The sequence below is a fragment of the Comamonas denitrificans genome (genome assembly GCF_017368815.1).
Taxonomy (GTDB): Bacteria; Pseudomonadota; Gammaproteobacteria; order Burkholderiales; family Burkholderiaceae_C; genus Comamonas; species Comamonas denitrificans.
The window spans coordinates 1-21,558 of record NZ_JAFNME010000001.1; the positions used below are offsets into that span (position 1 = coordinate 1).

The window sequence follows — 21,558 nt, forward strand, 5'->3', positions numbered from 1 at the left end:
CGGGCAGTACGCCTTTGATGACCGGGGTCTGGCGGTTGGTGGGCTCCTGTGAGCGGCGCGTGACGGTGGTGTCATCGGCAATCTCTTCGGCCAGCTGGTAGCTGGACTGCATGCTGTCCAGGCGCGGGTCGTCGTGCTTGAGGCGTTCCAGGCGGTAGTGCGGGGTTTCCAGCCCTTTGTTGGGCACCATCAGCACGGCAACGCGTTGTTTGAGTTCGATTTTGGAGATTTCCGCGCGTTTTTCATTGAGCAGGAAGCTGGCCACCTCCACCGGCACCTGGCAGTGCACGGCAGCGGTGTTGTCCTTCATGGACTCTTCCTGAATGATGCGCAGGATTTGCAGCGCCGAGCTTTCGGTGTCGCGGATGTGGCCCGAGCCGCTGCAGCGTGGGCAGTTGATGTGCGCCCCTTCGGACAGGGCGGGCTTGAGGCGCTGGCGGCTCATCTCCATCAGGCCAAATTTGCTGATGGTGCCAAACTGCACGCGGGCGCGGTCTTGGCGCAGTGCGTCGCGCAGGCGGTTTTCGACCTCTTTGCGGTTGCGCGACTCTTCCATGTCGATGAAGTCGATGACGATCAGGCCGCCCAGGTCGCGCAGGCGCATTTGGCGGGCCACTTCGTCGGCGGCTTCCAGGTTGGTGCGGGTGGCGGTTTCTTCGATGTCGCTGCCTTTGATGGCGCGGGCCGAGTTCACGTCCACGCTGACCAGGGCTTCGGTGTGGTCGATCACAATTGCCCCGCCCGAAGGCAGTTGCACGGTGCGCGCGTAGGCCGATTCGATTTGGTGCTCGATCTGAAAGCGCGAGAACAGCGGCGCATCGTCACGGTAGCGTTTGACGCGGTTGGCGTGCTCGGGCATGACGTGGGCCATGAACTGCTGGGCCTGCTCGTAGATGTCGTCCGTGTCGATCAGGATGTCGCCGATGTCGTTGTTGAAATAGTCGCGAATGGCGCGGATCACCAGGCTGGACTCTTGGTAGATCAGGAAAGCGCCTTTGCCCGCCTTGGCCGCACCGTCGATGGCGCTCCACAGTTTGAGCAGGTAGTCCAAGTCCCATTGCAACTCAGGCGCGCTGCGGCCAATGCCCGCGGTGCGGGCGATGATGCTCATGCCCTTGGGGTAGTCCAGCTGGTCCATGGCCTCTTTGAGCTCGGCGCGTTCCTCGCCCTCGATGCGGCGCGACACACCACCGCCGCGCGGGTTGTTGGGCATCAGCACCACGTAGCGCCCGGCCAGGCTGATAAAGGTGGTCAGTGCTGCGCCCTTGTTGCCGCGCTCTTCTTTTTCGACCTGGATGATCAGCTCTTGGCCTTCTTTGATCACCTCGTTAATCCGGGCCTGGCTGGGCGAGACGCCCTCGGCAAAGTATTGGCGCGAGATTTCTTTGAAGGGCAAAAAGCCGTGGCGCTCTTCGCCGTAATCGACAAAGCAAGCTTCCAATGAGGGCTCAATGCGGGTGACGACCGCTTTGTAGATATTGCCTTTGCGCTGCTCGCGGCCTTCGATTTCAACTTCGTAATCGAGTAATTTTTGGCCATCCACAATCGCCAGACGGCGCTCTTCGGTTTGGGTGGCGTTAATCAGCATCCGTTTCATGATGCACATCCTTTTTTCTGAGGAAACGCGCTGGCCACGGGCCAACACGCTTTTAAATCAAGACGACCAACAGTCGAACCCGAAAAGCGTGCACTACTGAAACGAAAGGGCGCACCCCTGGCCCTTGGTGGGCATGCCGACGTTGCCTGGCCCGTTAAGCCAGCAAAGGGGGCGGTGGCAGGATGCGTGGGGCCAGCACAAACGAGTGAATGCCCCCCAATGTCGGCAACGTGAGGGCCGCAGTGGAGGCATTCAGGTCGGTGGGGTTTGGCGTGCAGACGCGCTCAGGGGCGTGCCCTGCCAGTGCGTTGATGAGCCAAGAAAGAAAAACCCACATACCTATGCTGGTGTCAGTAAAACGGCTGTGGCCCGAAAAAACATGGGGCCGCAGCCGGTCAAAAAATTCGTTCAGTATTGCAATGCGTTCACGGGTGAAAATGTGTTCCTTAGCAGCTTTGAGAGCTGTTTTTTACGTGGAAAACATATTTCAGGCATCGACCGACCTACGCTTGCGTAACGGGTTCCTGGATCAAAATCCAAAAAAATCAACCACTTACATGTATTGACGCGCAGGTGAAGCACATTATAAAGGGGATGCAGCCCCCACCGCCAGCTGCTGCCGCACCAGCGGTGCGCTGGTTACAAGTTTCGCAAGAGGATGCCGGTCAGCGGCTGGACAACTTTTTGATTCGCCATTTAAAGGGGGTGCCCAAAACCCATGTGTACCGCATCATCCGCAGTGGTGAGGTGCGCATCAACAAAGGCCGCTGCGCGGCCGATACCCGCGTGCAGGCGGGCGACACCGTGCGCCTGCCCCCGGTGCGCGTGGCAGAAAAAGCCCCCGATGCCGTTGCCGCTCCGGCGCGCGAATTTCCGATTTTGTTTGAGGACGAGGCGTTTATCGCCCTGGATAAACCGGCAGGGGTGGCCGTACACGGTGGCAGCGGGGTGAGTTTTGGTGTGATTGAGCAACTGCGCCGGGCCCGCCCGCAGGCGAAGTTTCTGGAGCTGGTACACCGGCTGGACCGCGAAACCTCGGGTATTTTGCTGGTGGCGAAAAAACGCTCGGCCCTCAAAGCCTTGCAAGACCAGTTTCGCGAGCGCTCCACCGGTAAAACCTATTTGGCTTTGGTGCAAGGCAGCTGGCCAGCCAATAAAAAGGTGATTGATACGCCCTTGCACAAATACCTGCTGCCCGATGGGGAGCGGCGCGTGCGCACCACCACTGCCGATGCCCCGGATGCCATGACCGCGCTGACGCTGGTGCAGCTGCGCCAAAGCCTGCCACCGCGCGCCTTGCAAGGGCTGCCGGCCATGAGTTTGCTGGAAGTGACTATTAAAACCGGGCGCACCCACCAAATCCGCGTACACCTGTCCAGCCAAGGCCATGGCATTGTCGGGGATGATAAATATGGTGACTTTGCCCTGAACAAGCGCCTGCCCAAGCAAGGGCTGGGGCGCATGTTTTTGCATGCCTGGCGCTTGCGCTTGAACCATCCGGTGACGGGCGAGTCGCTCACCCTGCTGGCGGCATTGCCACCGGAATTGGCCCAATTTGTGCCCAGCACGCATACCGATATTGATACTGAATAGAAAGAGAAATAGCCGTGGTTCAACGCCGTTTTGATTTGCTCGCCTTTGACTGGGATGGCACTTTGTTTGACTCCACCGTGGCCATTACCCGCAGCATCCAGCAGGCCGTGCTGGATGTGGGCGGCCAGCGCCCCAGCGATGAACAGGCCGCCTATGTGATTGGCATGGCCCTGGGCCCCGCACTGGCCCACGCCGCCCCGGATGTGCCGCGCGAGAAGCATGCCGAGCTGTCCAACCGCTACCGTTACCACTATTTAAAGTTGCAAGCACAGGTGACGTTGTTTGCCGGGATTGAGCCACTGCTCCATGAGCTGCGTGGCCGTGGGCATTATTTGGCCGTGGCCACGGGCAAAAGCCGCGTGGGGTTGAACAGCGCCCTGGAGCAGGCCCAGCTTGGCCCCGTGTTTGATGCCACGCGCACGGCCGATGAAACGGCGGGCAAGCCCCACCCCCTGATGCTGCAAGAGCTGATGGCCGAGTTGGATGTGCCGCCTGAGCGGGTGCTGATGATTGGCGACACCACGCACGATTTGCTCATGGCCCGCAATGCCGGCTGCGCCAGCGTGGGCGTGTCGTATGGGGCGCACAATGCGGCCGCCTTTGCCCAGTGTGCCCCGTTGTTTACGGCCGATACCGTGCCCCAGCTGCGCGATTGGCTGCTGATGCAGGGATAAAGCCCTATTTCTCGTCATTTTCTTGAAGGGGTGCTGGCATACACTGCGCCCTTTGTTTGCACTTGCACTTTGCACAGATAGGCATTTATGAATCATTTGCCCCCCTCGGGCGCTTCGCAGCAGCCCGGTCAAGACTTATGGCAGCAACCTGGCGCACAGGCCGCTGGCAATACCGCCTGGGAGCGCGAGGTGCTCGAGCGCCTGGTGCTGGCCACCGTGAATGAGCAGCGGGCTGCGCGGCGCTGGAGGATTTTTTGGCGCCTGCTCTGGATGGGCTTGTTTGGCGCAGCGATTTGGTTCTTTGGCAAAGAAGGGGCCACCACCACCGTCTCGGGCCCGCACACGGCGGTGGTGGAGATCAAGGGCGAAATCGCCAGCGGTGCCGATGCCAGTGCCGAATTTGTCAATGCAGCCATGCGCTCGGCGTTGGAAGATTCCGGCTCCAAGGCGTTGGTCTTGTTGATTAACTCGCCGGGCGGCAGCCCCGTGCAGGCCGGCATGATCAACGATGAAATCCTGCGGTTAAAAGCCTTGCACCAAAAACCGGTGTACGCCGTGGTGGAAGAAACCTGTGCCTCGGCGGCCTACTACATTGCGGCTGCGGCCGATGAGATTTACGTGGACAAGGCCAGCCTGGTTGGCAGCATTGGCGTGTTGCTGGATGGCTTTGGCTTTACCGGCACCATGGAAAAGCTGGGCGTGGAGCGCCGCTTGCTCACCGCAGGATCGAACAAAGGCATGCTCGACCCGTTTAGCCCCATGTCGCCAGAGCAGCGCGAGCATGCGCAGGAAATGCTGGACACCATCCACCAGCAGTTCATCACCGTGGTGCAGCAAGGGCGGGGCAAGCGCCTGCATGCAACGGCCGACACCTTTAGCGGCCTGTTCTGGACGGGCGAACAGGCCGTGGCCATGGGCCTGGCCGATCAACTGGGGTCACTGGACTCTGTGGCCCGCGACATTGTGCAGGCCGAAGACATCATCGACTACACCCGCCGCGACAACGTGGCCGAACGCCTGGCCAAGCGCTTTGGTGCGGCCTTGGGCGAGGGGGTGGTGCAGGCGGGAAAAAGCTGGGGCGTGAGTCTGCGCTAAAAAAGAGAGCTGTTTGCGCTTGTAAATAGTAAGTTTCAATGCTTTTTGATATTGAAATCAACTAAATTCAAGCGTAAACAGCTCTTTTTATATTGTCTGCCTGGCCAGCTTACTGGCCAAAAGCAAAAACAGTGGGCGTGTGCTTGGCCGGTGCCCAGTCTTTGGTGCGCCAATCGGCCACGCTGCGCGATTGGATATCGGCCTCTGCCAGGGTCAGGCCGCTGGCCACGGCCAAGCGGGTAGTGGTTTGCAAGTGCGCCAGCAGCGCCTGCCACAGGGCGGGATTGCGGTAGGGCGTTTCAATAAAAATTTGCGCTTGCCCGGTTTTGAGGCTCAGGCTCTCAAGCTGGCGGATGCGCTGGCTGCGCTCGCCTGCGTCTTGCGGCAAATAGCCTTGAAAGGCAAAGCTTTGGCCATTCAAACCGCTGGTGGCCAACGTCAGCAGCAACGACACCGGCCCCACCAAGGGCACCACCTGCGCTCCCATGTCGTGCGCGGCCCGCACCACCGAGCTGCCCGGGTCGGCCACCGCCGGCATCCCGGCCTCACTGAGCAAACCGACATCGTTCCCGGCCAGCAGCGGCGCCAGCAGGGTTTGCGCCCCCCAGCCTTGGGCTGCGCTGCCGGCGTGGTCGCCTTTTTTATGCACATGGCGCGGCAGCTCCTGAATGGTGTGGCTTTGCAGCGGTGCGGACAAGGGAATCAGGGCATCAATGCGCTTTAAATAAGCGCGGCAGCTTTTGGCGTTTTCGCACACCCAATGGGTCAGCTGGGCGGCCCGCTGCAAAGTGCCGCTGGGCAGCACCGCCTCCAGCGGGGCCTGGCTGGCGCAGCCAAAGTCCAGCGGGGCCGGCACTAAAAACAAGCGGCCCAGGGGTGGTTTGGGCGTGCTCATGGCAACACCACTCCAGCCTGGCGCAGCAAGCGGGCGGTGGCAATCAGCGGCAGGCCAATCAGGGCCGTAGGGTCATCGCTGTGGATGGCATCCAGCAGGCTGATGCCCAGGCCTTCGCTTTTGGCGCTGCCGGCGCAGTCATACGGTTGCTCCAAGCGCAGATAGCGCTCAATTTCCGCATCGCTGAGGTCGCGAAACTGCACCGTCACCTGACTGGTGTGGCTTTGGCAAAAACCGCTGTGTTGGCAGACCACGGCCACGGCCGTGTGAAACACCATGCTGTGCCCGCGCATGGCCTGCAATTGCGCCACGGCTTTGGCGTGGGTGCCGGGTTTGCCCAAGGCCTGGCCATGCAGATCGCACACCTGGTCCGAGCCAATGACGATGGCCTCTGGATGCGCCGCTGCGACGGCTTGGGCTTTGGCCAGCGCCAGGCGTTCGGCCAGCGGCAACGGCGCTTCGCCCGGCAAGGCCGTTTCATCCACCAGCGGCGCGATGGCGGTAAAGGGCAGGCGCAGGCGTTCGAGCAATTCACGCCGGTAGCGTGAGGTGGAGCCCAAAATAATAGGGCGGGCTGCAGATGTGGAGGGGGAAGAGGGGGGAGAGAGGTCAGGCATGGGGCAGATTCTCTTACACTGCCGCCCTATGTCGAAAGAATCCAAAGCATTCAACGTTCAGCACCTGGACATCGCCGCATTTGCCCAAGGCGAGCACACCCTGCAGGGGCAAACCCCCCTGGCCGCCTACCCCCGTTTTGCCGAAGAAGTTTTGGGCGACCCTGCCGCCGAAAGCGTCACTTGGCATGCCCAGGGCCAGTGGCAGGCGCAAACCGGTGGCGCAGGCCATGCGTGGTTGGTGCTGGAAGTCCACACCCAGGCGACATTGACCTGCCAGCGTTGCCTGCAACCGGTCGAGGTGCCTTTGGAAGTGCAGCGCGATTTTCGTTTTGTCAAAGACGAAGCCACCGCGCAAGCCCAAGATGACGACAGCGAAGAAGACCTGCTGGTGATGAGCCGCGATTTTGATCTGCAAACCTTGATTGAGGATGAGCTGCTCATGGCCTTGCCCCTGGTGCCGCAGCATGGCATCTGCCCGCAGCCGCTGGCGTTTGATGAAGCGGCTGCCCACGTGGAAGACGCGCCCGAAAAACCCCATCCCTTTGCAGCCCTGGCGCAATTGCGCAAGGCAGGCGATAGCGCAGATTAAGTTTGGGCTATAATCGCAGGCTTCGCGCGAAACCCTCGTGTCTTTAATGGGCTGCTCGCGTTTTTTACCAACCCCTTAAGACCCAGGAGCCACCATGGCTGTTCAACAAAACAAAAAGTCCCCTTCCAAACGCGGTATGCACCGTTCGCACAATGCACTGACCACTCCGGGCACTGCTGTTGAGGCGACCACGGGCGAAGTGCACCTGCGTCACCACATCAGCCCCAATGGTGTGTACCGTGGCCGCCAAGTGCTGAAAAACAAAGCCGAAGCTTAAATACCAGCATTGGCTGCCCCAACAAAGCCCGCAGCTACCCTGTAGCGCGGGCTTTGCTGTTTGGTGGTGCCTAGAAATAAAGCAAAGAGTTACCGATGATCACTTTAGCCGTCGATTGCATGGGGGGCGACCATGGCCCTCGGGTTACCTTAGAGGCGTGTGAAAAATTTTTAGCGACCCATGCCGATGCGCAATTGCTCCTGGTGGGCAAGTCTGAGGTGCTCGCCCCATGGGTCAGCCGCCCCCGGGTGACGGTGATCGAGGCCAGCGAAGTGGTGGCCATGGATGACCCGATAGAGATAGCGCTGCGCAAGAAAAAAGACTCTTCCATGCGCGTAGCGATTCAGCAGGTCAAAGATGGCAAGGCTGATGTTGCCGTATCTGCTGGCAATACCGGCGCTTTGATGGCGATTGCACGCTATCTTCTGAAAACCATCGAGGGCATTGATCGCCCAGCGATTGCCAGCCAAATGCCCCAAGAAAAAGGCGGTGCCACCACTGTCTTGGATTTGGGGGCCAATGTGGATTGCCAGCCCGAGCATTTGCTGCAGTTTGCCGTCATGGGCGCGGCCTTGGTGTCCGCCCTGCAACCGGGTGGGCCCGAGCCCAGTGTGGGTTTGCTCAATATTGGCGAAGAGGCCATCAAGGGCAATGAAACCATCAAGCGCACGGCGGAGTTGTTGCGCTCTGCAGGGCAGGCCGGGGCGCTGAATTTTTACGGCAACGTCGAAGGTAACGATATTTACAAAGGCACCGTCGATATCGTGGTCTGCGACGGTTTTGTCGGCAACGTTGCCTTAAAGGCCAGCGAGGGCGTGGCGGGCATGATTGTCGGCGGCTTGAAGCATGAATTTAAACGCAATATTTTCACCAAAATGGCCGCTATCGTTGCTTATCCGGTGCTAAAAGCGCTGATGGCGCGCATGGACCATCGCCGCTACAACGGCGCGGCCCTGCTGGGTTTGCGCGGTCTGGTGTTCAAAAGCCACGGCTCGGCCGATGCCCGCGCGTATGAGCACGCGCTCAATCGTGCGTATGATGCGGCCCGCAACCAGCTGCTGGACAAAGTCCGGGGGCGCATTGTTGCCGCTGCTCCGCTTTTGGCAGCAGCCACCACTACGGCCAGTGCCGCTGAAGCCTTGTTATGACCTCTGTTTCTCGTTTTGCGCGCATCACCGGCACCGGTAGCTATTTGCCACCGCGCCGCATTACCAACCATGACCTTGTTGCCGACTTGGCCCAGCGCGGGGTGCAAACCTCGGATGAATGGATTGTTGAGCGCACCGGCATCCACGCCCGCCACTTCGCCGACGAAGGGGTGACCAGCAGCGATTTGGGCCTGCAAGCCAGTTTGCAAGCCATTGCCGCTGCGGGCATTGCGGCGCAGGACATTGACCTGATCATCGTGGCCACGTCCACGCCGGACATGGTGTTTCCCTCTACCGCCGCCATCTTGCAAAACAAACTGGGCATCACCAATGGCTGCCCAGTGTTTGATGTGCAAGCGGTGTGCAGCGGCTTTGTGTATGCGCTGACGGTGGCCGATGCCATGATCCGCGCCGGCAATGCCCGCCGTGCCTTGGTCGTGGGGGCCGAGGTCTTTAGCCGGATTTTGGATTTCCAGGACCGCACCACCTGCGTTTTGTTTGGCGACGGTGCGGGCGCGGTGGTGTTGGAGGCTTCCGATACCCCAGGCATCTTGGCCAGCGATCTGCATGCTGACGGCCGCTACACCGACATCCTGTGCGTGCCCGGCCACGTCAGCGGCGGCAAGGTGCTGGGCTCGCCCCTGCTCACCATGGATGGGCAAGCGGTGTTCAAACTGGCTGTTGGCGTGCTGGAAAAAGTCGCCCATGCCACCTTGGCCAAAGCCGGTTTGGATGAGCGGGCCATCGACTGGCTGATTCCGCACCAGGCCAATATCCGCATCATGCAAAGCACGGCCCGCAAGCTCAAGCTGCCCATGGACAAAGTGATTGTCACCGTGCATGACCATGGCAACACCTCGGCGGCCTCGATCCCCCTGGCCCTGGATTACGGGGTGCGCTCTGGGCAGGTGCAGCCGGGGCAAAATGTCCTGCTCGAAGGGGTGGGCGGTGGCTTCACCTGGGGTGCGGTTTTGGTAAAAATGTAGCTGCTAACGCTTTACTGGTAAGCGTTAGAGCCTTGTTTTATTAAAAATTTTAGACGATGAAAAAATTTGCTTTTGTCTTTCCGGGCCAAGGCTCGCAAGCCGTCGGCATGTTGGATGCCTGGGGCGACCACCCTGCCGTGCGCCAAGCCGTGCAAGAGGCCTCTGATGCCCTGGGCGAAGACCTGGGCGCACTGATTGCCCAGGGCCCCAAAGAGGCGCTGGCCCTGACCACCAACACCCAGCCGGTGATGCTGCTCGCGGGCGTGGCGGCCTGGCGCGTTTGGCAGGCCGAAGGCGGGGCGCTGCCCGATGCCGTGGCCGGGCATTCGCTGGGGGAATATTCCGCCTTGGTCGCCGCTGGGGTGTTAAGCCTGGGGCAAGCCATTCCCCTGGTGCGCCTGCGGGCGGCAGCGATGCAGGCGGCGGTGCCGGTGGGTGTCGGTGCCATGGCCGCGGTATTGGGTTTGGATGCCGAGAAGGTCAAAGCCGTGTGCGCCCAAGTCACGGCCGATTTGGGCGGTGCTGAGGTTGTGGAAGCAGTGAACTTCAACGATCCCGGGCAAACCGTGATTGCAGGCTCAAAAGCCGCCGTGGATGCTGCGGGAGCAGCTATGAAAACTGCAGGAGCCAAGCGCGCTTTGCCGCTGCCGGTCTCGGCTCCGTTTCACTCCAGCCTGATGCAGCCAGCGGCCGAGCAATTAAAAGCCGCGTTGGCGGGCATTACCTTTGCCGCCCCTCAAATCGACGTGATCAACAACATTGACGTGGCCGTGGTGCACGAAGGGGCGGCCATTGCCGATGCTCTGTACCGCCAGGCTTTTGGCCCGGTGCGCTGGGTTGAAAGCGTGCAAGCCCTCAAGGCCCGAGGCATCACCCACGTGGTGGAGTGTGGCCCGGGCAAAGTCTTGGCCGGCATGGTCAAGCGCATTGATGCCGACCTGATCGGCGCCGCCCTGTACGACCCCGCCACCTTGGCAGAAGTAAAGGAGTTACTCGCATGACACAAGCTACCCCCCGTATTGCCTTGGTGACCGGTGCCACCCGTGGCATTGGTGCCGCCATTGCCCAGGAGCTGGCCCAGCGTGGCTACACCGTGATTGGCACCGCCACCTCCGATGAGGGTGCCCAGCGCATCAGCGCGGCCCTGATCGACCAAGGTGGCCGTGGCGTGAAGCTGGATGTGAATGATGCGGCCAGCGTCGAGGCTTTGTTCGATTCCATCGTGAAAACCGATGGCGGCCTGCACGTGTTGGTAAACAACGCCGGCATCACCAAAGACCAGCTGGCCATGCGCATGAAAGATGACGAGTGGGATGCCGTGCTGGACACCAATTTGAAAGCCGTATTCCGACTCAGCCGTGCGGCTATTCGCCCGATGATGAAGCAGCGGTTTGGCCGCATCATCAGCGTCACCAGCGTGGTTGGCAGCATGGGCAACCCCGGTCAGGCCAACTACGCCGCCGCCAAAGCCGGGGTGGCTGGCATGAGCCGCGCCCTGGCGCGTGAGCTGGGCAGCCGCAACATCACCGTGAACTGTGTGGCACCGGGCTTTATCGCCACCGATATGACAGCGGTGCTGCCGCAAGAGCAGAAAGCCGCCTTGGCGGCACAAATTCCGCTGGGCAAGCTGGGTGACCCTAGTGATATTGCCCATGCCGTGGCGTTTTTGGCATCCAACGAAGCAGGCTACATTACGGGCCAAGAGTTGGCGGTGAATGGCGGCATGTACATGTAATTGCCATTTGCGCATGAAGTTATGCCGTTTCCTCGCGACGGCAAGCCGTTTTCAGCAAGCCCTGCTGATGCGGCTAGAATCGCGGGTTCATTTCTACACAACCCCTGAGGGAAACCATGAGCGATATTGAAACACGTGTCAAAAAAATCATTGCTGAGCAACTCGGCGTTGAAGAGTCTCAAGTCACCAACGAAAAAGCCTTTGTGGCCGACCTGGGTGCCGACTCGCTGGACACAGTGGAACTGGTGATGGCCCTGGAAGATGAATTCGGCATCGAAATCCCCGATGAAGATGCTGAAAAAATCACCACGGTGCAAAACGCCATCGACTACGCCAACACCCACCACAAGGCTTAAGCCTTTGGGCTTGTGTCTGCCAGCGATCAGTAAAGGTTAAAACGCATGAGCCGTCGTCGCGTTGTCGTGACCGGCCTGGGTTGCATCAGTCCCGTGGGTAACACGGTACAAAGCGCCTGGGCCAATATCTTGGCCGGTCAATCCGGGATTGGCCTGATTACCAAGTTCGATACAGAGGCTTTTTCCTGCAAGATTGCAGGCGAAGTCAAAGGCTTTAACGTCGAAGAGTACATGAGCAGCAAAGATGCCCGCACCATGGACTCCTTCATCCATTACGGGATCGCCGCAGCCGAACAAGCCGTCAAAGACGCTGGCTTGCCCACGGGCGAAGCCTTGTCGGAAGAGCTGGCCACGCGCATTGGGTGCGTGGTGGGTTCGGGCATTGGCGGTTTACCGCTGATCGAAAACACCCAGATCGAGCTCTCCCATCGCGGCCCGCGCCGCATTACCCCATTTTTTGTGCCCGCCTCCATCATCAATATGGTGGCTGGCCATGTTTCCATGCGCTTTGGCTTTAAAGGCCCCAACCTGTCGGTCGTCACGGCCTGCACCACGGGCCTGCACTGCATTGGTGAAGCCGGGCGCATGATCGAATACGGCGATGCCGACATCGTGGTTGCCGGGGGGGCCGAAGCCACGGTTTCGCCCCTGGGCGTGGGCGGTTTTGCCGCCATGCGGGCCTTGTCCACGCGCAACGATGATCCGGCCACCGCCTCGCGCCCCTGGGACAAAGACCGCGATGGCTTTGTGCTGGGCGAAGGCGCTGGCGTGCTGGTGCTGGAAGAGTACGAACACGCCAAAGCCCGTGGTGCCAAAATTTACGCTGAATTAAGCGGTTACGGCATGAGCGCCGATGCCGGGCACATGACAGCCCCGAATATGGACGGCCCGCGCCGCGCCATGCTCAACGCCATGCGCAATGCCGGAGTGAATCCCGACCAAATCCATTATCTGAACGCCCACGGCACGTCCACCCCGCTCGGTGACAAGAACGAAACCAACGCCATCAAAGCCGCCTTGGGTGATGCCGCTTACCAAACCGTGGTCAGCTCCACCAAATCCATGACCGGCCACCTGCTGGGCGGTGCTGGTGGGATTGAGAGTGTGTTCACGGTGATGGCGCTGCATACACAGAAAATTCCGCCCACGATCAATCTGTTCAACCAAGATCCCGAGTGCGATCTGGACTACTGCGCCAATACCGCCCGCGATGCCAAGATTGAAGTGGCGCTGAAAAACAACTTTGGCTTTGGCGGCACCAACGGCTCTTTGGTTTTCAAGCGCGTTTAACGCCCACCGCTGCAGCGCTCGACCCAGCCAGTCTTGTCGATGCCAGCTGTTTTCAACTTCACCCGCTTGGCCGAAAGGCCCAAGCGGGTTTTGTTGTTATGACGCTGCGCCACCACAGCCCGCCTGCCGTCACCGTGCAGGTCGGCCCAGGGTGGCTGCTTGGTGCCGCGCTGCTGGTGCTGGCCTGTTTGGGCTTGGCCGCCGTGGCCTATGTCGGCTGGGCCAGCAGTGGGCGGGTGGCGTTGGGGTTGTTGGCGGTGTGGGCGCTGGGTGTGTGGGGGGCCGGAAAGACCTGGCACCATTTGCCGCGTGGCCGTTTGCGCTGGGACCGGCAGGCATGGTCGTGGCAGGCGAATGCCGATGGTGTTGCCGATGGTGATACCGCTGGTGCTGCTGCAGAAGAAAAATGTATAGCTATTACCGCTTTGAAAGTGGTCATAGATATGCAAATAGCCCTTGGATTGCACGTAAAAACAGACGTGGGCAGCTATTTTTTCTGGGTCCAAGCACCGTCATCGCGCCACCCTCATGACTGGCTGGCGCTGCGCCGTGCGGTATATTCCAGCCCTTCTTGGATGCTGCAGCCGCCGGTGCAGTGAGAAGCCCCTTTTTTTGACTGCATGAACGCACCTTCTTTGCCCCTCTCATCGAACGACAGTGATATGCAACTGGTGCAGCGCACCGTGGCCGGGGATCAGCGGGCGTATGAGTTGCTGGTAATCAAATACCAGCGCCGCATTGAGCGGCTGATTGCCCGCATGGTGCGGGACCATGATCTGGTGCAAGACATTGCCCAAGAAACTTTTTTGCGTGCCTACCGGGCCCTGCCGCAGTTTCGCGGCGAGGCGCAGTTTTACACCTGGCTGTACCGCATTGCGGTAAATACGGCGAAAAAATTCTTGATGGATATGCGCCGCGATCCGGTGCTGACCGAAAGCGCGTTGGCTCCGGCGCAAGACGATGATGAAACTTTTCGCAACCGGCACGAACCAAGCACGGACGAGACGCCCGAGACCATTTTGGCCGCGCAAGAAATTGCCGCTGCGGTGCAAGAGGCCATGGCGGCCTTGCCCGAAGAATTGCGCCAAGCGGTGACGCTGCGCGAAATCGAAGGGCTGAGCTACGACGAAATCGCGCAGGCCATGGCTTGCCCGATTGGCACGGTGCGCTCTCGCATTTTTCGCGCTCGCGAGGCGATTTCTGCACGGGTCAAGCCGATGCTGGAGCGCCAAACGGGCAAGCGCTGGTAACAGGGGATGCGGGCTGTCCGCAAACAGCAGGTAGAACCATGAAAGACGATGTTGTAAATACACAGGAGTTGCTCTCGGCCTTGGTCGATGGCGAATTGACTGGGCCCGAGCTGGAGCAGGCCTTGGCCTTGGCCGAAGATGCCCAGGGCCAAGCCAATTGGCAGCTTTACCACCTGGTGGGCGATGTGCTGCGCTCGCCCGATTTGGCGCACCACAGCCAGCACGATTTGCTTTCGGGGCTGCGGGCGCAATTGGCGCAAGAGCCGCCTTTGCAAGCGCTATCGGAACCGGTAGCGGAAACAGCAGCAGAAACGGCCGCTGAATCGGTATCGGCCCCGCGGGTGGCAGTGGCTTCCGGTGTTTTGGAGCAAGTGCAAGCGCCGGCCTTAGCGTCGGCCCAGCAGCGCGACCCGGCGGCCAATGCCTCGGTGTTTCGGTGGAAATTGGCGGCCGGTTTTGCCTCAATCGCTGCCGTGGCGGCGGTGGGCTGGCAAGTGCTGATGGTGCAAGCCCCCACGGCCATCGCCCCGCAATTGGCACAAACGGCCGCCCCGAATGTAGTGGCCGTGGCGGCCCAGGATGGCAAAACGGTCATGCTGCGCGATCCCAACCTGGATGCTTTGCTCACATTGCACGAGCAATACGGCACCCGCCCCAGCTTGCAAGTGCCGGCGGAGTTTTTGCGCAATGCCGGCTTGGCGCATACTTCGGCCCAGCGTACTGCTCCCTAGGGAGCGCTCGAATTTTTCTTTTCTCCTCGGGGCCTGCGGGCCCCGTTGTTATTGAGGCGGTGTTGTGGTCACTCGTAAAAAAAATAAAGCAGCGGTCGATTTGCCGGCGGTCAGCGTTTCCGAAGGCGACATCGCCCGCTACCTGCACCTGGGCACGCCCTGGGTGCAAGGCTCGATGCGGCTTAAAGACCCCTACATGCTGGATTTGGAATATGTGCAGCGCATGGTCGCCTGGCTGCTGTTTACCCCGGCCGATGAGGATTTGACGGCTTTGCAGGCCGTGCAGTTGGGCCTGGGGGCCGCGGCGCTGACCAAGTTTCACTACAAAACGCTGGGCATGCGCACCACGGCCATCGAGATCAACCCGCAGGTGATTGCCGCCTGCCGGGGGTGGTTCAAACTGCCGCCGGACAACGAACGCCTGCAGGTGCTGCAGGCCGATGCGGGGGAGGCGATTCGCCACCCCGATTGGCAGGGCGCGGTGCATGCCTTGCAAGTGGACTTGTACGACCACGAAGCGGCCGCGCCGGTGCTGGACAGTGCCGAGTTTTATGCCGATTGCCGCGCCATGCTCACCCCGGAAGGCTGCATGACGGTCAATCTCTTTGGTCGGCGCAGCAGCTACGCCCGCAGTCTGGAGAAGATTTGCACGGCCTTTGGGGCTGAAAACGTTTGGGCGTTTAAACCCACGCGCGAGGGCAACACCATCGTGCTGGCCCTGCGCGTGGCCCAGCCGCACGATGTGCTGCAGCTGCAAGCGCGGGCGCAGGCGGTGCAGGCGGCTTACCAACTGCCAGCGACCAAATGGGTGAAAGTGTTGCGCCCCGTCGCCGAAAGTGCGCCCGGCTAAGAACGCGAACACGTTCTAAGGGTGGATGTGTAAGCTTCATCGCGCACAATTGCGAGTTCTCTCCCCAGGTTTCAAGGTTTTGCGCCCATGCCAGTTGTGTCTTTGCCCGCCCAGCACCCGCAACGTGCCTCGCTGCACAACGAGATTCACGCCCGCCCGCCCGAGTCAATTGCCGCGCCCACCGCGCTGACCCACTTGGTCATGGTCTGCGACAGCGCCCAGCGCGAGGCCAGCCGCCAGCATTTGGCCGCCTTGTTGCGCGACCACCACCGCAGCGTTCCGGATGAGCACACCACCCATGTGCGTGTCGATGTGGGCGGCTTTCGCCTGCGTTGGGAGCTGCACACCGAGTTTGTCAGCTGGACGTTTCAAGTCCCCCTGCCCAGCGATGTGCTGCTGGACACGCGCAGCCCGCCCACGGCGGCAGAAGAGGTGCCGCAAGCCTGGCTGGCCGCTTTGCCTGGGCACAGCCTGGCTTGTATTCATCTGTGGATTGTGCAAACCGCCCAATGTGGCCCAGGGGGCCTGGCCCAGGTGGTGGAGCACATGCTCAATACCGACACCTTGGCCGGCTCCTTGGTACACCGGGGGCAAACCCAGGTGTGTACCGACTTTGCCATCCATGCCGATGGCTGCTCGCGCATGCTGGTGCAGCCGGGGCCGGAGATTTCGGCCCCGCGCCTGGGGCGGCTGGTGCAGCGCCTGCTGGAGATGGAAACCTACCGCATGATGGCCCTGCTGGCCATGCCGGCGGCCCGCCATGCGGTGGCGGTGCTGGGCAAGGCCGAGCAAGAGCTGGCCGAGCTGGCCCAGGCAATTCGCCAGGCCGATCGCCAGTCCGAGCCCGCGCTGCTCGATCGCCTCACGCGCCTGGCCGGGCAGGTGGAGAGCGAATACGCCGCCAGCCACGCCCGCTTTTCGGCCAGCCGAGCGTATTTTGAGCTGGTCGAGAAACGCATTGTGGATTTGCAGGAAGAGCGCCTCTCAGGCTTTTTGAGCTTTCAAGAATTCATGGCGCGGCGGCTGACCCCGGCCCGCAGCACCTGCGAATGGGCCGCGCGGCGGCAAAACGCCCTGTCTGAGCGCGTCTCGCGCGTGAGCAATTTGCTGCGCACCCGCGTCGAGATCGAGCAGCAGCAAAGCAGCCAGCAGCTGCTGGGCAGCATGAACGAGCGCCAGGCCATGCAGCTCAAGCTGCAATCGACGGTGGAGGGCCTGTCCGTGGCCGCCATTACTTACTACATCACCGGCCTGATCAGCTATTTGGCCAAAGGGGCACACCGCCTGGGCTGGCCGCTGTCGGCCGAGAGCACGGCGGCGCTGGCCATTCCGGTGGTGGCCTTCTCGGTGTGGTGGAGCTTGCGGCGCTTGCACCACCGGCTGTTTGGCAAACACCATCAATAAAGAAGCCAACAATCAGGGTTTTTTCAGCAAGGAGAGCAAGCATGGATTTAGGCATTGCCGGTAAATGGGCGCTGGTGTGCGCCGCCAGCAAAGGGCTGGGCTTTGGCTGTGCGCAGGCGCTGGTGGCCGAAGGTGTGAACGTGGTCATCAATGCCCGCACCGCAGGCCCGTTGCAGCAAGCAGCGGAAAAATTAAGAGCAACTGCCGCATACTGGGCAAGGGCCAGTGGCCAAAAACCCCCTCAAGTTATTGCCGTGGCCTGCGACATCACCACACCCGAAGGCCGCGCTGCAGTGCTCAGTGCCGCCGGGGGGCCGGGGGTGAATGTGGATATGCTGGTGAACAACGCCGGGGGTCCGCCGCCCGGCGATTTTCGCGATTGGCAGCGCGACCAGTGGATGGCCGCGGTCGATGCCAACATGCTCACCCCCATTGAGCTGATCAAGGCGGTGGTCGATGGCATGGCAGCGCGCGGTTTTGGCCGCATTGTGAACATCACCTCCAGCGCGGTGAAAGCGCCGATTGACATCCTGGGCCTGTCCAATGGGGCCCGCAGCGGCTTGACCGGTTTTATCGCCGGGCTGGCCCGCTCGGAGCTGGCCGCCAAGGGCATCACCATGAACAACCTGCTGCCCGGCAAGTTTGATACCGATCGCCTGCAAGCCACCTTTGTCGGGGGCGCAGCCAAAACGGGGCAAACCCCCGAGGCTTTTCGGGCCAGCCAGCAGGCCCTGGTGCCCGCCCAGCGCTTTGGCACAGCGGCCGAGTTTGGTGCAATTTGTGCGTTTTTGTGCAGCCAGCAGGCCGGGTACGTGAATGGGCAAAACATCTTGGCCGATGGTGGTTTGTACCCGGGCACGTTTTAAGGCCCCCCACGGGAGGGCTTAAAAAAGAAGCTGCTTGCGCTTGTGTTTGTTGGGTTTTAAGGTTGAAACGCTTTTAAATTCAATAGATATGTGCGCTAGCAGCTTTCTTTTTTGATTTTGGGGCTGCTGGCCGGGACTCGCCCCGGCGGGCGACCTCCTTTCTTGCCCGCGCAAGAAAGGAGGCAAAGAAGGCGTGCTGCGCAGCGTTGCGCCGTAAAACTCGCTACGCGCCCGTTGGGCGCTGCGCTCAAACAGCCACGGCGAGTCAGAATGGGCGAGGCTCGATACGGTGAAAACGGTTGTGTCCGCAGCGAGCGCTGTAGTAACGAGTGCTTCTTCGCTTGCTGCGCAGCTTCAGCGCTGATGTTTAGCGGCGCGAGGCCACCAAAATGCCGCCGACGATCAAGACAAACGCACCGGCGTGGTACAGCTGGGGTGCTTGGCCCAGCACCAGCACCGACAAAATGGCGGTAAACAGCGGGATCAGGTTGGCAAAAAAGCCGCCCACCGCGGGGCTGGAGCGGCGCACCCCCGCGCCCCAGAAGCGGTAGGCCAAAATGGCTGGGCCAATGGTGATGAACACCAACGCCGTTATCAGCGGCCAGCCCAGCACCAGGTGAAAAGCCCCCAGGCTGGCTTCAGTGGCCGTGAACAGGCCTGACCACAGCACGCCAAACAGCACCTGGGCGAATAAAAACTGCGCCCAGTCGCTTTTAAATTCTTGCGGGCCGGGGGCTTTGGTCAGCAGCCAGGTGTAGAGCGACCAAATCAGCGTGGCCAGCAGCATGAACAGGTCGCCAGGCACCAGTTGCAGGTGGCGCAGCACCTCGATGTCCCCCCGGGTGAGCACCAGCACCACCCCGCAAATCGAGAGCAGCGCCCCCAGAATCTGGCGGCCATTGATGGCGGTGCCCCAAAACAGGCGGCCCAGCCCCAGCATCCAAATGGGCATGCTGGCACCGACCAGGGTGACGTTGAGCGGGCTGGAGGTTTTCAGCGACAGATACAGCAGGCTGTTGTAGCAGCCGATGCCCAAAAAGCCCAGCATGGCATACGACTTCCAGTGGGGCCACAGCGGGCCGTCTTTTTTCAGCACGCGCCAGGCAATGGGCAGCAGCAGCACGCAGGCGGCGGCCCAGCGGATAAAGTTCAGGGTGAAGGGCGAGATCAGCTCGTAAATCAAGCGCCCGACGATGGCGTTGCCCGCCCACAGCAGGGGGGCGGCGGTTAAGAGGGCAACCGTGCCCAGGTTCAAAGGTGCAGTCATTGCGCGAATGCTAACGCCGGGCTGGGCCAGCGCAGGCCAGCGTGGCAGGAAAGATGGCGGGCTTGCCCAGCCACTGGGTGTGCTGCCGCAGCGGCCTGGTGGCTGCGGCTACAAATCTTTCAGGCGTGGCTCGATCAGGCCGGCGGCCTCCAGCACCGGGTAGGCCAGTGAGCACAGCAAGGAGTTGATGCGCTTGAGGTCGCTGATCATGTCAATGTGCAGGGCGCTGGTTTCAATGCTTTTGACCTTGCCGTCGGACAGGCGGTTTAAATGGCTGGCGGCGTAGGCCAGTTCCAAATCGCGAAAACGCGCTTTTTCTTTGAGCAGGCGCTGGGCATCGCGCACATTGCCGTTCAAAAAGACGCTCATCGCCAGGTGCAGGTTGGCCACCAGATGGGCGTGCATTTCGTTGATTTCCTCGAGCCCGGCGCTGGAGAAATCCCGGCCTTTTTTGATTTTTTTGTCTTCTATCTCTTGCAAGATGCGCTCGACCAAATCGCCCACCTGCTCCATGTTGATGGTGAAGTTGATCACCTCGGTCCAGCGCTGGCCCTCGCGCTGATCGAGTTCGGCGCGGGAGATTTTGGTCAGGTAGTACTTGATGGCGGAATACAGATCGTCCACCCGGTCGTCCAGCGTGCGCAGCTCTTGGGCCAGGGTGGCATCGTTGTCTTCCCAGACTTTTTTCAGGCCCACGAGCATGGTTTCGACGATGTCGGCCTGGTGCAGGGCCTCGCGGGCCGCACAAGAAATGGCCAGGGAGGGGGTGGCCAGTGCCGAGGTGTCCAAGTGGTGCGGCCGGGTGGAGGAGAGGGCGGCCACCTCGGGCGGCAGGATTTTTTCGACCACCCGGGCAAAGTGCCCGGTAAATTGCACACACAGCAGCGCCACCACCAGGTTGAACAGCAGGTGAAACAGCACCACCTGGGCACCGATATTGGGCACCAGCGGGGCAATGTAGGTCAGCCAGGGTTGGATCAGCCCGACCATGGCCACCACGCCGACCACCTTGAACAGCAGGTTGCCCAGCGGCACTTGGCGCACTTGCACACTGGATTTGAGTGTGGTCAGCAGGGCCAGCATGCCGCTGCCCAGGTTGGCCCCCAGCACCAGCCCCAGGGCCACATCGCCCGGAATGCCGCCCGAGCCGGCCAGGGCCGACACCAGCAGCACGGTGGCCAGGCTGGAGTAGGAAATGACGGCCAGCACCGCGCCGGTGATGATCTCCAGCGTGATGTCGCTGGTGACGGCCAGCAGCAGCGTGCGCACCGTCTCGGACTGGGTGAGCACCAAGGTGGCCTCAGTAATCAGGCGCAGGGCCAGCAGCATTAGCCCCAGGCCGATCAAAATGCGGCCAACGCGCCCGGCGGTGGTGTCTTGGCGGGCCACAAAGAGCACCACGCCGGTAAAGATGCACAGCGGCGACAGCCAGGACAGGTCCAGCGAGAACACCACCGCCATCAGGCTGGAGCCCACATCCGCCCCCAGCATGATGACCAGGGCCGAGGTCAGCGAAATCATCCCCTGCCCCACAAAGGCCGAAACAATCAGCGCTGTGGCCGTGCTGGACTGCACGATGGCCGTCACCCCCACGCCCGAGAGCAGGGCCGTCAGCCGCGTGCTCACGCCCCGGGAGATGAGTTGGCGCAGGTTGGCACCAAACACGCGCAAGATGCCCGTGCGCACCATCTGGATGCCCCACACCAGCAGGGCAATAGCGGCCAAAAGATTGAGTAAATGCTGCATAAACCCTAAGAAATCAAGCTCGCCAATATACGCCGGGGCGAACAAGCCCGCTGGCAGCTGGGCGGTCCACTCACGGCGCGGCGGGCTTGCTGCGGCGGCTGCGCAGCAGCTCGTCCAGGATGAGCAGGGCTGCGCCCAGGGTGATGCCCATGTCGGCCACGTTGAAGGCCGGAAAGTGGCGGCTGCCCCAGTAAAAGTCCAAAAAATCGACCACGTAGCCGTGCATCAGCCGATCGATCACATTGCCAATTGCCCCGCCCAGGATGCTGGCCAGCGCAAAGCAAAACAGCTTTTGCGTTGGGTATTTGCGCAGCTGCCAGGTGATCAGCACCGTGGCCCCCACGCCGATGCCGACAAACAGCCAGCGCTGCCAGCCGCCGTGCTCGGCCAGAAAGGAGAAGGCCGCCCCGGTGTTGTGCGCCCGCACGATGTTGAAAAAGCTGGTGACGGGCGTGCTGTCCCACAGCGCGTAGTGGCGCAATATCCACTGCTTGGTCAGCTGGTCGAGCACCAGAATCAGCAGCGCCCAGGCCAGCCAGGGCCAGATGCGGGGGCGGGGGCGGGAAGGGGAAGAGGTGTGCATAAATCAATA

24 protein-coding genes are annotated in these 21,558 nt (G+C 61.2%); 17 read left to right on the forward strand and 7 right to left on the reverse strand.

Annotation, left to right across the window (positions count from 1 at the left end):
- Nucleotides 1-1,597 (reverse strand): Rne/Rng family ribonuclease (locus J1777_RS00005; protein WP_207573799.1); only part of this gene is annotated, 1,597 nt, incomplete at its 3' end.
- Nucleotides 1,598-1,751: 154 nt separating this feature from the next.
- Nucleotides 1,752-1,934: a hypothetical protein gene (locus tag J1777_RS00010; protein WP_207573800.1), complete on the reverse strand. Its 183-nt coding sequence runs from the start codon at nt 1,932-1,934 to the stop codon at nt 1,752-1,754.
- A gap of 236 nt (nt 1,935-2,170) precedes the next feature.
- On the opposite strand from J1777_RS00010, the gene J1777_RS00015 reads away from it, so the two are divergent.
- The 3 genes from J1777_RS00015 (at nt 2,171) to J1777_RS00025 (ending at nt 4,959) form a co-directional block, all read left to right on the forward strand.
- The gene (locus J1777_RS00015) at nt 2,171-3,190 is read left to right on the forward strand and encodes an RluA family pseudouridine synthase (protein ID WP_423220525.1); all 1,020 of its coding nucleotides are present in this window, start codon (nt 2,171-2,173) and stop codon (nt 3,188-3,190) included.
- A 14-nt stretch (nt 3,191-3,204) separates the two neighbouring features.
- Nucleotides 3,205-3,864: an HAD-IA family hydrolase gene (locus J1777_RS00020; protein ID WP_207573801.1), complete on the forward strand. Its 660-nt coding sequence runs from the start codon at nt 3,205-3,207 to the stop codon at nt 3,862-3,864.
- 87 nt (nt 3,865-3,951) lie between these two features.
- Entirely contained in the window at nt 3,952-4,959 is a 1,008-nt protein-coding gene (locus J1777_RS00025; RefSeq protein WP_207573802.1) for a S49 family peptidase, read from the forward strand.
- A gap of 109 nt (nt 4,960-5,068) precedes the next feature.
- On the opposite strand, the gene J1777_RS00030 is transcribed toward J1777_RS00025, so the two are convergent.
- Complete coding sequence (locus J1777_RS00030) at nt 5,069-5,854, reverse strand: SAM-dependent methyltransferase (RefSeq protein ID WP_207573803.1); 786 nt, start codon at nt 5,852-5,854, stop codon at nt 5,069-5,071.
- Entirely contained in the window at nt 5,851-6,471 is a 621-nt protein-coding gene (locus J1777_RS00035; RefSeq protein WP_207573804.1) for a Maf family nucleotide pyrophosphatase, read from the reverse strand. The genes J1777_RS00030 and J1777_RS00035 overlap by 4 nt, the downstream gene beginning before the upstream one ends.
- A 28-nt stretch (nt 6,472-6,499) precedes the next feature.
- Here J1777_RS00035 and J1777_RS00040 point away from each other — a divergent pair, with 28 nt between their 5' ends.
- The 14 genes from J1777_RS00040 (at nt 6,500) to J1777_RS00105 (ending at nt 17,953) form a co-directional block, all read left to right on the forward strand.
- Entirely contained in the window at nt 6,500-7,060 is a 561-nt protein-coding gene (locus J1777_RS00040) for a YceD family protein (protein WP_207573805.1), read from the forward strand.
- Between the two features lie 94 nt (nt 7,061-7,154).
- Entirely contained in the window at nt 7,155-7,337 is a 183-nt protein-coding gene (gene rpmF, locus J1777_RS00045; RefSeq protein WP_207573806.1) for a 50S ribosomal protein L32, read from the forward strand.
- A gap of 95 nt (nt 7,338-7,432) precedes the next feature.
- Nucleotides 7,433-8,485: a phosphate acyltransferase PlsX gene (gene plsX, locus J1777_RS00050; protein ID WP_207573807.1), complete on the forward strand. Its 1,053-nt coding sequence runs from the start codon at nt 7,433-7,435 to the stop codon at nt 8,483-8,485.
- Complete coding sequence (locus J1777_RS00055) at nt 8,482-9,471, forward strand: beta-ketoacyl-ACP synthase III (protein ID WP_207573808.1); 990 nt, start codon at nt 8,482-8,484, stop codon at nt 9,469-9,471. The genes plsX and J1777_RS00055 overlap by 4 nt, the downstream gene beginning before the upstream one ends.
- A 56-nt stretch (nt 9,472-9,527) precedes the next feature.
- Complete coding sequence (gene fabD / locus J1777_RS00060; RefSeq protein ID WP_207573809.1) at nt 9,528-10,472, forward strand: ACP S-malonyltransferase; 945 nt, start codon at nt 9,528-9,530, stop codon at nt 10,470-10,472.
- Nucleotides 10,469-11,206, forward strand: a complete 738-nt coding sequence (gene fabG / locus J1777_RS00065) for a 3-oxoacyl-ACP reductase FabG (RefSeq protein ID WP_207573810.1) — start codon at nt 10,469-10,471, stop codon at nt 11,204-11,206. The genes fabD and fabG overlap by 4 nt, the downstream gene beginning before the upstream one ends.
- A gap of 116 nt (nt 11,207-11,322) precedes the next feature.
- Nucleotides 11,323-11,562 (forward strand): acyl carrier protein, encoded by a 240-nt coding sequence (gene acpP / locus J1777_RS00070; RefSeq protein ID WP_207573811.1) that lies wholly within the window; start codon nt 11,323-11,325, stop codon nt 11,560-11,562.
- 45 nt (nt 11,563-11,607) lie between these two features.
- Nucleotides 11,608-12,852: a beta-ketoacyl-ACP synthase II gene (gene fabF / locus J1777_RS00075; RefSeq protein WP_207573812.1), complete on the forward strand. Its 1,245-nt coding sequence runs from the start codon at nt 11,608-11,610 to the stop codon at nt 12,850-12,852.
- Nucleotides 12,853-12,950: 98 nt separating this feature from the next.
- The gene (locus J1777_RS00080; protein WP_207573813.1) at nt 12,951-13,451 is read left to right on the forward strand and encodes a hypothetical protein; all 501 of its coding nucleotides are present in this window, start codon (nt 12,951-12,953) and stop codon (nt 13,449-13,451) included.
- Between the two features lie 21 nt (nt 13,452-13,472).
- Nucleotides 13,473-14,102, forward strand: a complete 630-nt coding sequence (gene rpoE / locus J1777_RS00085; RefSeq protein WP_207573814.1) for an RNA polymerase sigma factor RpoE — start codon at nt 13,473-13,475, stop codon at nt 14,100-14,102.
- Between the two features lie 38 nt (nt 14,103-14,140).
- Complete coding sequence (locus tag J1777_RS00090) at nt 14,141-14,833, forward strand: sigma-E factor negative regulatory protein (protein ID WP_207573815.1); 693 nt, start codon at nt 14,141-14,143, stop codon at nt 14,831-14,833.
- A 64-nt stretch (nt 14,834-14,897) separates the two neighbouring features.
- Nucleotides 14,898-15,683 carry a class I SAM-dependent methyltransferase gene (locus tag J1777_RS00095; RefSeq protein WP_207573816.1) on the forward strand — a complete coding sequence of 262 codons (786 nt, stop codon included), beginning with the start codon at nt 14,898-14,900 and terminating at the stop codon, nt 15,681-15,683.
- A gap of 87 nt (nt 15,684-15,770) precedes the next feature.
- Nucleotides 15,771-17,087, forward strand: coding sequence for a DUF3422 family protein (locus tag J1777_RS00100; protein WP_207573817.1), 1,317 nt, complete (start codon nt 15,771-15,773; stop codon nt 17,085-17,087).
- A gap of 41 nt (nt 17,088-17,128) precedes the next feature.
- A complete protein-coding gene (locus J1777_RS00105; RefSeq protein WP_207573818.1) occupies nt 17,129-17,953 on the forward strand; it encodes an SDR family oxidoreductase in 825 nt (274 codons plus the stop codon).
- Between the two features lie 367 nt (nt 17,954-18,320).
- Here the strand turns inward: J1777_RS00105 and J1777_RS00110 are convergent, their stop codons facing one another.
- The 3 genes from J1777_RS00110 to lspA form a co-directional block, all read right to left on the reverse strand.
- Nucleotides 18,321-19,220, reverse strand: coding sequence for a DMT family transporter (locus J1777_RS00110; RefSeq protein ID WP_207573819.1), 900 nt, complete (start codon nt 19,218-19,220; stop codon nt 18,321-18,323).
- Nucleotides 19,221-19,328: 108 nt separating this feature from the next.
- Entirely contained in the window at nt 19,329-20,966 is a 1,638-nt protein-coding gene (locus J1777_RS00115; protein WP_207573820.1) for a Na/Pi cotransporter family protein, read from the reverse strand.
- 70 nt (nt 20,967-21,036) lie between these two features.
- Nucleotides 21,037-21,549: a signal peptidase II gene (lspA, locus tag J1777_RS00120; protein ID WP_207573821.1), complete on the reverse strand. Its 513-nt coding sequence runs from the start codon at nt 21,547-21,549 to the stop codon at nt 21,037-21,039.
- Nucleotides 21,550-21,558 lie beyond the last annotated feature (9 nt).

Bases quoted from the DNA above. Each gene is read 5' to 3' on its own strand.
- J1777_RS00035 (WP_207573804.1), bottom strand. From the start codon at position 6,471: ATGCCTGACCTCTCTCCCCCCTCTTCCCCCTCCACATCTGCAGCCCGC.
- fabD (WP_207573809.1), top strand. From the start codon at position 9,528: ATGAAAAAATTTGCTTTTGTCTTTCCGGGCCAAGGCTCGCAAGCCGTC.
- J1777_RS00030 (WP_207573803.1), bottom strand. From the start codon at position 5,854: ATGAGCACGCCCAAACCACCCCTGGGCCGCTTGTTTTTAGTGCCGGCC.
- plsX (WP_207573807.1), top strand. From the start codon at position 7,433: ATGATCACTTTAGCCGTCGATTGCATGGGGGGCGACCATGGCCCTCGG.
- J1777_RS00090 (WP_207573815.1), top strand. From the start codon at position 14,141: ATGAAAGACGATGTTGTAAATACACAGGAGTTGCTCTCGGCCTTGGTC.
- J1777_RS00110 (WP_207573819.1), bottom strand. From the start codon at position 19,220: ATGACTGCACCTTTGAACCTGGGCACGGTTGCCCTCTTAACCGCCGCC.
- J1777_RS00105 (WP_207573818.1), top strand. From the start codon at position 17,129: ATGGATTTAGGCATTGCCGGTAAATGGGCGCTGGTGTGCGCCGCCAGC.
- rpmF (WP_207573806.1), top strand. From the start codon at position 7,155: ATGGCTGTTCAACAAAACAAAAAGTCCCCTTCCAAACGCGGTATGCAC.
- fabF (WP_207573812.1), top strand. From the start codon at position 11,608: ATGAGCCGTCGTCGCGTTGTCGTGACCGGCCTGGGTTGCATCAGTCCC.
- J1777_RS00100 (WP_207573817.1), top strand. From the start codon at position 15,771: ATGCCAGTTGTGTCTTTGCCCGCCCAGCACCCGCAACGTGCCTCGCTG.
- rpoE (WP_207573814.1), top strand. From the start codon at position 13,473: ATGAACGCACCTTCTTTGCCCCTCTCATCGAACGACAGTGATATGCAA.
- J1777_RS00055 (WP_207573808.1), top strand. From the start codon at position 8,482: ATGACCTCTGTTTCTCGTTTTGCGCGCATCACCGGCACCGGTAGCTAT.
- lspA (WP_207573821.1), bottom strand. From the start codon at position 21,549: ATGCACACCTCTTCCCCTTCCCGCCCCCGCCCCCGCATCTGGCCCTGG.
- J1777_RS00010 (WP_207573800.1), bottom strand. From the start codon at position 1,934: ATGTGGGTTTTTCTTTCTTGGCTCATCAACGCACTGGCAGGGCACGCC.
- J1777_RS00080 (WP_207573813.1), top strand. From the start codon at position 12,951: ATGACGCTGCGCCACCACAGCCCGCCTGCCGTCACCGTGCAGGTCGGC.
- acpP (WP_207573811.1), top strand. From the start codon at position 11,323: ATGAGCGATATTGAAACACGTGTCAAAAAAATCATTGCTGAGCAACTC.
- fabG (WP_207573810.1), top strand. From the start codon at position 10,469: ATGACACAAGCTACCCCCCGTATTGCCTTGGTGACCGGTGCCACCCGT.
- J1777_RS00025 (WP_207573802.1), top strand. From the start codon at position 3,952: ATGAATCATTTGCCCCCCTCGGGCGCTTCGCAGCAGCCCGGTCAAGAC.
- J1777_RS00115 (WP_207573820.1), bottom strand. From the start codon at position 20,966: ATGCAGCATTTACTCAATCTTTTGGCCGCTATTGCCCTGCTGGTGTGG.
- J1777_RS00040 (WP_207573805.1), top strand. From the start codon at position 6,500: ATGTCGAAAGAATCCAAAGCATTCAACGTTCAGCACCTGGACATCGCC.